The sequence below is a fragment of the Paenibacillus sp. Dod16 genome, from assembly GCF_049893405.1.
GTDB lineage: Bacteria > Bacillota > Bacilli > Paenibacillales > Paenibacillaceae > Paenibacillus_AQ.
This window is the reverse complement of record NZ_JBNDYG010000003.1, coordinates 221698-232901: the sequence shown is the minus strand read 5'-3', so window position 1 is coordinate 232901 and position 11204 is coordinate 221698. Positions and strand designations below refer to the sequence as shown.

Annotated in this window: 8 protein-coding genes; 6 read left to right on the top strand and 2 right to left on the bottom strand. The window is 50.5% G+C overall.

All coding sequences use genetic code 11. The features are described from left to right. The first annotated feature begins 19 nt into the window (after positions 1-19). Both ACPV3A_RS03090 and ACPV3A_RS03085 read left to right on the top strand, forming a co-directional pair. Positions 20-1774 carry an ABC transporter ATP-binding protein gene (locus ACPV3A_RS03090; RefSeq protein WP_426198101.1) on the top strand — a complete coding sequence of 585 codons (1755 nt, stop codon included), beginning with the start codon at positions 20-22 and terminating at the stop codon, positions 1772-1774. Between the two features lie 181 nt (positions 1775-1955). Continuing rightward, a complete protein-coding gene (locus ACPV3A_RS03085) occupies positions 1956-2345 on the top strand; it encodes a tautomerase family protein (protein WP_260066310.1) in 390 nt (129 codons plus the stop codon). 85 nt (positions 2346-2430) lie between these two features. Here the strand turns inward: ACPV3A_RS03085 and ACPV3A_RS03080 are convergent, their stop codons facing one another. Continuing rightward, positions 2431-4545 (bottom strand): multicopper oxidase family protein, encoded by a 2115-nt coding sequence (locus tag ACPV3A_RS03080; RefSeq protein WP_426198100.1) that lies wholly within the window; start codon positions 4543-4545, stop codon positions 2431-2433. 148 nt (positions 4546-4693) lie between these two features. On the opposite strand from ACPV3A_RS03080, the gene ACPV3A_RS03075 reads away from it, so the two are divergent. Genes ACPV3A_RS03075 through ACPV3A_RS03065 form a run of 3 tightly spaced genes read left to right on the top strand, consistent with a single transcriptional unit; the run spans position 4694 to position 7429 of the window. Next, a complete protein-coding gene (locus tag ACPV3A_RS03075) occupies positions 4694-5380 on the top strand; it encodes a response regulator (RefSeq protein ID WP_426198099.1) in 687 nt (228 codons plus the stop codon). Beyond that, complete coding sequence (locus ACPV3A_RS03070) at positions 5377-6483, top strand: sensor histidine kinase (RefSeq protein WP_426198098.1); 1107 nt, start codon at positions 5377-5379, stop codon at positions 6481-6483. The genes ACPV3A_RS03075 and ACPV3A_RS03070 overlap by 4 nt, the downstream gene beginning before the upstream one ends. 43 nt (positions 6484-6526) lie before the next feature. After that, positions 6527-7429, top strand: a complete 903-nt coding sequence (locus ACPV3A_RS03065; protein ID WP_426198097.1) for a LysR family transcriptional regulator — start codon at positions 6527-6529, stop codon at positions 7427-7429. A 198-nt stretch (positions 7430-7627) separates the two neighbouring features. Here the strand turns inward: ACPV3A_RS03065 and ACPV3A_RS03060 are convergent, their stop codons facing one another. Then, the gene (locus ACPV3A_RS03060) at positions 7628-8461 is read right to left on the bottom strand and encodes an AraC family transcriptional regulator (protein ID WP_426198096.1); all 834 of its coding nucleotides are present in this window, start codon (positions 8459-8461) and stop codon (positions 7628-7630) included. A gap of 198 nt (positions 8462-8659) precedes the next feature. Between ACPV3A_RS03060 and ACPV3A_RS03055 the strand changes: the two genes are divergently transcribed. Continuing rightward, on the top strand, positions 8660-11164 hold the full coding sequence (locus ACPV3A_RS03055) for a M60 family metallopeptidase (RefSeq protein ID WP_426198095.1): 2505 nt from the start codon (positions 8660-8662) through the stop codon (positions 11162-11164). Positions 11165-11204: the final 40 nt, after the last annotated feature.

The window sequence follows — 11204 nt, the reverse complement described above, 5'->3', positions numbered from 1 at the left end:
AAAAAGGGAGGAATTCCATATGGAGCAAACCGTAGAAGAGAAGGGTAAGGTTACAAAAACCACGATTCGATATTTTATTAAGCTGCTGCGCTCTTCGGGTATTCCGAAGCTGGTGCTCTTTCTGGCCATCGTGCTCAGTTTGGTTGGTGCGGTGACGGGACTGGTCGTCCCGCTCATCACCGGCCAATTAATCGATAATTTTGCTGCAGATTCATTTAATATTCGCACGGTCGGCTTTCTGGCCGTTCTGTTCCTGCTGGAAGCCGTGGCGAGCGGACTTTCCTACTATATGCTTGCCTATGTCGGGAACCAGACGGTGAACAAAATTCGTAAACGGCTCTGGACCAAGGTTCTGGCATTGCCGGTTCCGTTCTTTGACAAGCACCGCTCGGCAGAAACGATGAGCCGGGTGACCAACGATACGAATGAAGTGAAAACCCTGATCACGGATCATTTGATTGCTTTTTGCTCGAATCTATTGACCGTTTTGGGGGCCGTTGCAATCTTGTTTTACTTGGATTGGCGGATGACCCTCATCATCCTGATTGCCGTTCCGGTCGGGTTCGGCATATTAATGCCCATCGGCGGAAAGATGTATAAAATCTCCATCAGCATGTATGGACAGCTGGCCCAGCTGTCCGCCATGCTGACCCAGGTGATCGGCGAGATTCGTCTGGTGAAAGCCTCCAATGCAGAGCGGAGGGAGGAGAAAAGCGGGTATGACGATATGGACAGCCTGTACCGATTCGGCATGAAGGAAGCCAAAATCAACTCGGTCCTGATTCCGTTGATGTCGATGGTCATGGTCGTCCTGCTGGTGGTCATCATCGGATACGGCGGCGTTCGCGTTTCTTCCGGCGCAGGCGAGCTGGTATCGTTTATCCTGCTGCTGTTCCAGATCATGTTTCCTTTCAGCCAGTTTGCTACATTCTATTCCCAACTCCAGAAGGTGATGGCGGCCACCGAGAGATTGCGGCTGATTCTCGAATATGAGCCGGAGAGCGACAATCGTGCGGTGCGTACTGCACCGGATGGGCATCGGGATGTTGAATTTAAAGAGGTGACGTTTGCTTATCATGAAGGCGAGACCATTCTGTCCGAGGTATCCTTTTCGATCCCTGCCAAGAAGGTCACCGCTCTGGTAGGACCCAGCGGCAGCGGCAAAACCACGGTGTTCTCCTTGATTGAGCGGTTCTACGCGCCATCCGGCGGGGAGATTTACTTTGGCTCCGAAGCGATCCGCGATTATACTCTGGAGTCCTGGCGGCGAAAGCTCGGGTATGTGTCCCAGGACAGCCCGCTCATGACCGGAACGATCCGGGACAATATCGTCTATGGACGGGAGGAGCCGGTCTCCGACGAGGAAATTGCTGAAGCGGCGAGACTGGCCTATGCGGAGGGATTTATCGAGGCACTGCCGCGAGGATATGACACGGAGGTTGGGGAGCGAGGCATCCAGTTATCGGGAGGTCAGCGTCAACGCGTGGCGATTGCAAGGGCTTTGCTGCGGAAGCCGGACATCCTGCTTCTGGATGAAGCGACGGCAAGCCTCGACAGCGACTCCGAGCATGAAGTGCAGAAAGCGCTGAACAATCTGATGGTCGAGCGCACGACCGTGGTCATTGCCCACCGGTTATCCACCGTGGTCGAGGCGGATCAGATTATTGTCCTGGAGAAGGGACACATTACGGGAAGCGGGACGCATGAAGAATTGATTCGAAGCCATCCGTCCTACGTGGAGTGGGCGAAGAAGCAGTTCCAGACCGGGGAATAGGGGCACATGGGGGATTGAGCCGGGGAACAACAGTGATTGACAAAACGTTTCGCATACCTTGTTCAACTTGTGCAATTAGGATAAGAGGTTTTGTTTCGACCAAGGTCGAATAAAAATAATATTAGGTAGAGTAACCTTGGCATAGATGAGTAGGGTGGAGAGTAGAGGAGATGAGCTGAGCATGGCGCAGATCAAAATTTATGGCGTCCGGGAGCGGCTGAACCCGGTGAAGGAACAGCTGTCGGAAGTGATACATTCATGCGTGGTAGACGTTTTTCAGCTTCCGGCGGATAAGAAATTCCATCGTTTTTTCCCCATGAGTCGCGAGGATTTCTTCTTCCCTGACGGGAGAACGGACCGTTACACAGTGATCGAGATCAGCATATTTGAAGGCCGGACCGTGGAGGCCAAGAAACAGCTGATTCGATTGTTGTTCGAACGGATCGAGCACTCGCTGCATATCTCTTCCCAGGATGTGGAGATTACGATATTCGAAACGCCGCAGCACAACTGGGGAATCCGGGGGCTTCCCGGCGATGAACTGGCTTTAGGGTATAAGGTGAATATTTAGAGGCTTAGCTAGTGTTAACAATTGCAAACAAGCGCTCGATTACCGCTGGCTCGGGAAGCCTGGTGATTGGCGCTTGTTTTTTTGTTCATTCGTGTTTATTTACGGTGGCACTCCCGATTTCGTAAGGCGTGTAAACCCCCTCATACATGAGATGCATCGACATCCCGGCCGCGGCATGGTCCAAATTGTGGCAGTGATCCATCCAAAGCCCCGGGTTGTCGGCTTCAAACGCAGCTTCATACGTCTCGCCGGGCGCTACATTTAGCGTATCCGTCCACCAGGGACTTCCTTCGACAGGTTTTCCATTACGCTTCAAGACGAGAATATGGTGACCATGCAGATGCATCGGATGATCCATGAAGCCCCGATTCACAAACTTCATTTTTACGATATCCCCTTCACGTACCATGAGAGACGGCGTATTCGGAAAGACATAACCGTTGATGGTCTGCACATTGGTCATCATGCCGTTATAGAAGCCCACGCGGTTGTCGAGAACAAGCGTAAAGTTACGGTCATAGACGGTATGAGCGTCAAAAGGAACCGAGGACGGTGTGCCGTATTTGGCCGGATTGAATACCGGGCCCTCCTGGCCAGGAAGCGGCTGATCCCGATCATTGCCGGCAATAACAATCGCCTCGCTCCGTTCGTTGATCGCATCGGCAGTGTGCGCCAGGGATACCGCATGATCCGGCATGGCAAAGGAAATATCGTAGCGTCCGCCGGCAGCCAGCAGCATCTTTTGATTTTGTATCCACTCGGGACCGTTGAGATCCATGCCGTCAATGGATGTTACTTTAAAGGATGCTCCTGACAAATAGAACATTTTAGGCATGTTATGTGCATTGATTAATCTTAACCTCACGGTTTTGCCCGGCTTTACGGTCTGTCGCTGGAGCTTTCCCGTGGCTCCTAAGGTGATCGTTGTTCCATTGCTCGTTCCTTTCGGATGAGCCATCACGGTTATATCGACGTCTTCCAAAACGGTAGCGTCATCCGGTTCGATGACAAGCGTGCCATACAACCCTTTGGCAACCTGCACCGAGGATTGCTGATGGGAATGATACCAGTATGTGCCCGTCTGTTCCGCGATGAACCGGTAGATAAACTGTTCTCCAGGCATGACGGCATTCTGCGTTAATCCTGCCACGCCATCTTCTCCGTTCGGAACATTTAGTCCATGCCAATGGATCGTAACGCCATCCTCTACATCAATATTGACCAGGGTAACTTCGACCAGTTCGCCTTCCTGAATACGGAGTTCCGGACCGGGAACGAGGCCGTTAAAAGCCCACACCTCTTCGGTTTCGCCTGAGGGCATGGTGAGCAGCTTTTTCTGTGCGCTTAATTCGAATGTGCGGTCAGGCGTTGAGGTCTGCGGTCCGCGCAAGCTGGCTACACTGATCGATTCTATATTCTCTGCAGATATGCTTGATGCTTCCGCGTGACTTCCATGATGGCTATGGTTCCCGGGGCTTCCGCTGCTATCATGACGGCCATGCTCCATCATGCTCATTCGGTCCGGCAGCCGGGACGAGATCAAGCCGGCGGAAACCATTATGGAGGTGATGGCAATGACGAGCAGGCTCTTCCATGAGAATCGGATAAGTCTCTGCTTGTAGGTTACATGGTGATCCATGTTCAATGAATGCTGCAATTCCTTGAGTTGTCTTCTGCGGGTAACCCACGCCATGCCCATCAGAATACCGAATGCAATCAAGACGGTTATAAAACTGCTGAATCGGAGTGGAGATTGGGATAAAAACAACATGTATAAGCAGGAGCATGCTGCTGCGAAGAACGCTGCCGAAAAAGGCGCCACAAGGATGCGGTTGTTCAGGTAACCGCTTGAACCGTCGTTTATCTTTACATGAAGCTCCGATAATTTGCGACTCGTTAATACGGGCAGTGAGAAGAAAAAGACGGCGGAAATCGAGAGCGCATAAAGCGGCAACTGGATGAACACCTTGTCTTCGACAAACGTCCAATCGGTATTCCACAGCACCGCACCCGCAGCGAATTTGAGCCCTGTCATGATCATGGCGGGCCACAACCAGAAGCGAAGTTTGTTTAGATGCTTAAGCAGGACTTCCTTCGGTTGCGGCAGGCATGTTTTTTTTGCCCTGTAATCGACGACCCACCATATAAAAAAATTTAAAAACGTTAATACGTATTCAAACATGAGCCAGCTTCTCACCATTGTGTACGCCCCTTTACATTTGTTTTGCATTCAGTGTACAGATCAAATGTGTAGAACTGTTGGAGATGATCTTTTCATTCTGTGTAGGATCACTTCTTATGCTGGAAACGGGTTATAATGGTTCTAAAAAGTGAGAGGGTTATTCGCAATGGAGATGACGCTGTTGCTTGTGGAAGACGAAGTGGCGATGCTGGAAACGATGAAGCTTTATTTAGAGGGCGAAGGGTTCCGGGTTCTTGCTGTGACCAATGGTCAAGATGCGCTTGAGTGCGCCCGAAGAGAGCAACCTTCGCTTGTGGTGCTGGATTGGATGCTGCCTGGAAAGAGCGGAATCGAAGTGTGCAAGGAGCTGAGGCAATCCAGTGCTTGTGGAATCATCATGGTAACGGCGAAATCAGAGGAAACGGACAAAATTATTGGCCTGGAGCTTGGTGCGGATGACTACATAACCAAACCCTTCAGTTTGCGGGAACTGACTTCCCGCATTCGCTCGGTTCTCAGACGAACGGCTCCAATCCAGCTTGAGGCGTCGCCCTTGCAGCGTGGGGATCTGTTGATATCGGAAACCAAATGCCAGGTTACGCGAAACGGGGAGCTCATCCCGCTGACCCCGACCGAGTTCAAGATCTTGCTGACACTGGCCAACAGGCCGGGGGTTGTGTTCAGTCGATTGCAGCTTATGAAGGCAGCTATGGACGATGATTTCATGAATTATGAACGTACCTTGGACTCTCATGTCAGTAAACTGCGTAAGAAGCTTGAGCCTGATCCTGACCATATGAAATACATTCAAACTGTGTATGGGTTTGGATATCGATTCGGTGAGCCGAGATGACGGTGCGCGGCAAAATATTCATGGCGATGGGCGTCCTGGTCATGCTTGTAACGGCCGCGTATATCGGTACAACACAAGGCTACTTGGGAAGCCTGTTTGCCCGGTATGTTCCCGAGGGAAGCGGGGGTGGCCTCGGAGGGGACCATCTCGAGGAGTTAAGCAACTATGTGCTTGGCGAAATGAAGATGAAAGCTCTTATGGTGACGTTGTTTGTTGCATGCGCTGTGGTCATTTTGGGTTATTGGCTTTCAGGTCTAATCATTCATCCGCTCCATAAACTGATCGCGGTCATGCGAAAAGTAGCCGATGGAGATTTGACAACGGAAGTGCCGATCAAGCGAAAGGACGAGTATGGTCAGGTTGGGGAGGCGTTCAATTCCATGACGCACCAATTACGAGAGGCCATGGACCTCCGAAAAAGACTTGTCGAAGATATAGCGCATGAATTAAGGACGCCGTTATCCATCGTCCAATCCAAGCTGGAGTTGATTCAGCAGTCCCCAACCGATGTGAAGCCGGAAGTTTTGCTTCCCCTTCACGACGAAGTGCTGCGTCTGGTGCATTTGGTGGATGAGCTTCATCTTCTGAATACGGCGGAAGCGGGGCAGTTAGTCTTACATAAAGAGAAGACGGATCTGAACTTGCTATTGGGCAATCTCATGGAGCTCATAGAGCCGGAGGCGGATGCTTGCGGGGTTACGTTAAAGGGGCCTGAATATCGGGATTCAGCATGGGCCCGGGTCGATCCGAAACGGCTGAAGCAGGTATTACTTAACTTGTTAACCAATGCGCTGCGGCATACGCCGGAAGGGGGCAGCATTTCGGTTCGAATCGATGCTAGGGACCTGTCCGGACAGGTTGCGATTAGCATAACGGACACGGGCACAGGCATACCTGCTGATGCGCTTCCTCATGTATTCGACCGTTTCTACCTGGTGGATAGTGGAAGAGGCAGGTCGACAGGAGGCACCGGTCTGGGGCTTTCGATTGCTAAGCAGATTGCAGCGGCTCACGGTGGCTACATCCAAGTACAAAGCGAGCTTGGCAAGGGGTCGGAATTTACGGTAATCCTTCCCTGGAGCCATGATAGCAGTAAAAATTAACGTGCGAATGTTATCCTTGTAGATATAAAAAGGGGGAATCACTGTGACCTTACAACAATTAAAGTACGCCATCGAAGTAGCCAACCGTGGTTCCATGAACGAGGCGGCCAAACGATTATTTATATCCCAGCCCAGCTTGTCCAATGCGATCAAGGATCTGGAGGAAGAGCTTCGCATTACGATATTCGAACGAACCAACAAAGGAATATCCTTGTCCAAAGAAGGCGCGGAGTTTCTCGGCTATGCGCGGCAGGTGGTGGAGCAGGCCGAGCTTCTGGAGGGGCGTTATCTGAACGCAAAGCCTTCCCCGCAGCATTTTTCGGTATCCACGCAGCACTACGCCTTTGCGGTCAATGCCTTCGTGAAGCTGGTTCAGGAATACGGGCAGGACGAATACGAATTGGCGCTGAGAGAGACGAAAACCTACGAAATCATTCAGGACGTCAAAACCTTGCGCAGCGAGATCGGCATTCTATACCTGAACGAATTCAATTCCAAGGTGATCAACAAGCTGCTGAAGGATGCAGGGCTGCAGTTTACCAGCTTGTTTACGGCGAGGCCGCATATTTTTATCAGCATCAAAAATCCGCTGGCCAAACAGTCGATCGTGACCATTGACGAGCTTCAGAATTATCCGTATTTATCCTTCGAGCAAGGGGAATACAATTCGTTCCACTTCTCGGAGGAAATCCTCAGCACGCTGTCTCACAAAAAAAGCATCCGGGTCAATGACCGTGCGACCCTGTTCAATCTGCTCATCGGCTTGAATGGCTATACCATTTCGACCGGGGTGCTGAGCGCTGACCTGAACGGGAACGAGATTATTCCGGTTCCACTCGCATGCGATGAGACGATTAACGTCGGATGGATCAGTCATAAGAATGCGACTCTGTCCAAGCTGGCGGCAGCTTATGTCGAGGCGCTGCATGAGGCGATTGCCACTTGATTTTGATGGGAAAACGGTGAAGGGATTCCTAGAGGATCTCATTTTTACGACTCACGTATGCAGTGGCAACTATCATTCAACATGGGCATCATCCGGCGGATGCGGACGATTTGGAATTCGTAATCAAATAATCGCTCTTCATATATCCCCTTGGGAGTTATCGGAAAAAGATTCCGATAACTCCCAAGGGGATTTTTATTAGCGGTTGGACATGATCTGGTTACGGAATTCCCCCGGCGACATGTTGGTGAATTGCCTGAATACCCGGCATAAATAATGGACTTCCATTCCGACCTTTCTCCCGATTTCCTCCAGGGTCAAATCGGTGGTCATCAATAGACCCTTTGTTTTCTCGATCCTGACCTTAATAATATACTGCACAGGTGTCATCTTCATTTTGGATTTGAAGAAGCGGATGAAATAGTTGGGATTATAATGGATAAGTCCCGCCAGCTGTTCCACGCTGACGTTATCGTTGATATGCTCCTCAATATACTGGAATACCGTGTTCAGCTTCTGCATATCGGGCAGCATGGACAGCGAGAGTTGACGATCGGGAACGATGTCAAGATAATGTCGGACAAGCTTCATCAATATTTCGTTCCTTTGCAGCGGGGCGGTCCAAGCGCTGCTCCCATATGCATCGATCAATTCCTTGAATAACTGCTCCATATATGACTCGTCCGGCACATCCAGCACGTAGGGAAGATGAATTAGCTGAAACAAGTTCAGCGTATCCACCTTGGCGGTAAAATGGCACCAAAACTTCCTGTAGGTGTTGTCGCCCACGACAGAGATGGAATGAAGCGATCCAGCTGGCATGAGAACGATTTGCCCGGGGGAGGGATGATATTCTTGTTCGTCGATCTTAATCCAGCCCTCCCCTTCCCGTATAAAATATAGGGCGTTATAGGACGGTCTCATATTAAAAAAGCGCCAGTTCTGGGACACTTTATCAACCTTGGCAATGGATAAGCGAAGATTCGCGTTAGCCAGGTAATTCTGAATTAACTTCAGGTGGTTTATATCCATTGGCTGCCCCCTACCGGTTGTGTATTTTGGATACATTGATGTGTTTTTTATGCATTTCAAATCCGAGTGGTTTTTATTAAGCTAGATGAGAAATCCCATTCAATGACATATCAAGGGGGAGGTAATGACATCAAGGCTTAGGACTGATCTGCCATTCCATCAGGATATCAAAGGAAATCAAGGAGGAATCGTTAAGGAATGAAGATGATGAAACGGATTAAGAATTTCGCAGTAATCGGGTCCGCGGTATTATTAATGACCGCATCCATTGCAGCTGCCGAACCTGCGGAGATCAGTAAACGGACGGTAAAAGATCCTGCAATGGCAAATGCTACCGGACCGACCGAACTTCAATCATCCGGATTGGCTGATGCTCCCTGGTCGGCCGGAACGCCGTTGGACGTGCTTAAGAACGATTTCAGCATATTTTATAAGGATTTGCAAGCGATTCCATATTTCGCTGGCGGCGGCGTTGCTGCAGTAGGGGATGCTGCATTCAATATCAATGTGCCCGATTATTATATTCCAGCCATCTCGGCAGCCCGTTATGGCAAAGGGCGTATCGTTGTCGCCGGAAGCAAGGAGTATTTCAATCTGTCCGAGTCGGCGGGTGATGCTGCGGGTAAGCTGGCCCGGAATACTTTATGGTGGCTGACGGACGATGCCTCCACAAATCAAGGCCAAGGCAATGACCGTACGAATCGCTATGAAGATGCATTAGAGCAGCCGGGAAAGAAGATTAGACTGATAACGACCTCCGACGAGCTCACGGTTAATCCGGGTTTGCCTATTGAGCTTGTGAAAATCGACAGCTGGGATTCCGTAAACCTGAATCCGCAAAAATATGCGGTAGCCCATGTAGACCAGACGATGAAGGATAAGGATCTCGAAGCGCTGGATCAATATTTACGGTTAGGGGGCGCCATCATCGTGGCGGATAACCTGAGCGGTATTGAGGGAATAACGCGCGATACTCCCGAGGAAACCGTGCTCCAGGTCGGTAATTTGAGGGGAGCTAGACTCAGCCGCGATTTTGCGATTCAAAAGCTGCTTAATCGGGCAGGGTTGACGTTGATGAACAGAGGCTCTGAGTCAAGTGTCGGCGAATCCGCATTAACCTATGATCAAGCCGATAATCATCATATCAGGGCACGGCTCACGCAAGGTAAGGAAGTGGAAAAAGGGACGCTCACTTACGATCAAATCGATATCGGTCCGCCGGAAACACCCGCGAACAAAAAGCAGGAGCGGCTCTACAATATACTAAACGAGACAATCGAAACGTTAACCAGCGAATCCCCGCTGTATGCTTGGGCAGAATCGGAGGCCGAAAGTCTGCTGCCTGCCGTGTTCCCGATTCAAAAATTCCAACAGCCCTATACGAATGCACTGCATAACTTCCGTTTTAGTCATTTCACCTTGGATCCCGCCAACGAGAAATCTCCTCATGCCGACGCATTTCCGGGAATGGTCGGAGAGGAAGCGACCATCGTCAATGACCGGGAAATCGAGGTCGACTTTGATTTTCCAAATACGATGTACACGCATGCGCTTCCATCAAAAAACTGGATCAGCACCGGATTGTATGCACCCCCAGGTAAAGTCATTACGCTTGAAGTGCCGGAAGGCGTTGAGCATTTAACGGTTCAAATCGGTTCGCATGACGACGATTTGAGGGGATCCGGCAAGTGGGGACGAGTTCCGCTTATCGTAAACCACCTGAAGCTGACACCGGGCATCCATCAAGTGAACAGCCCGTATGGCGGTTTCATCTATCTCATTCCGCTAAAGGCGAAGGAGAACTTCCGGGCAACCGTCAAAATCAGCGGTGCGGCGGAAGCCCCGTATTATGTACTCGGCAAGACTACACTCGAGGAGTGGGAGAGGATTCGCACGGGACCGGTTGCCGTTCCTTTTGCCGAGTTTCAGGGAGAACGTATTATCCTGACGGTTCCCTCGGATTTGATCCGCCAAGTGACCGACCCGGAAGAATTGATGCGGACCTGGGATGAAATCTACGACAGTTATGATAAACTGGTCGGACTTGATCCGGACAGGGCAATGCCTCATACTGCCCATCAATTGAACCGCCGTTACGTCGCTGACGGACAGATCTCTTCCGGGGCGATGCATGCGGGATATCCCATCATGATGCCGTTCAGTTATGCGGCCAACCTGCTGGATGTCGATTATATTAAAACAAGTGCTTGGGGCTTCTGGCATGAACTTGGGCACGAATACCAGCAGCGGACATGGACGTGGGGCGATGTCGGGGAAGTCACCGTAAACCTGTTCTCTCTATACACCCAAGAGAAGTACGGCAATACCTCCGAACTGCTGAAAGTCGGAAATGACGGCAAGGATTACTATGATCGGGGGATCGCATTCGTAGAGAACAATGACCCGGCCAAAAAATACGGCCAAATCGGCAATTATGAAAGACTGGTGATGTTCAAGCAGCTTCAGCTTGCTTACGGCTGGGAATTCTATACCCGGATATTCGAGAAATACCGCGAATTATCTCGCGACGAAATTCAAGGCACGGTGGATACTTTTGCCGTCATAGCTTCTCAAACAGCGGGGGAGGACCTGACTGAATTTTTCGACAAATGGGCAATAGGTCTGACGGAAGACGGAAAAGGAAGGATTGCCTCATTGAATTTACCTGAGCCGCAAACCGAAATATGGACGTTAAGAGAGTAAACATGAAAAAGCCAGGTTTCCTCCGGTTGAGGAAGGCTGG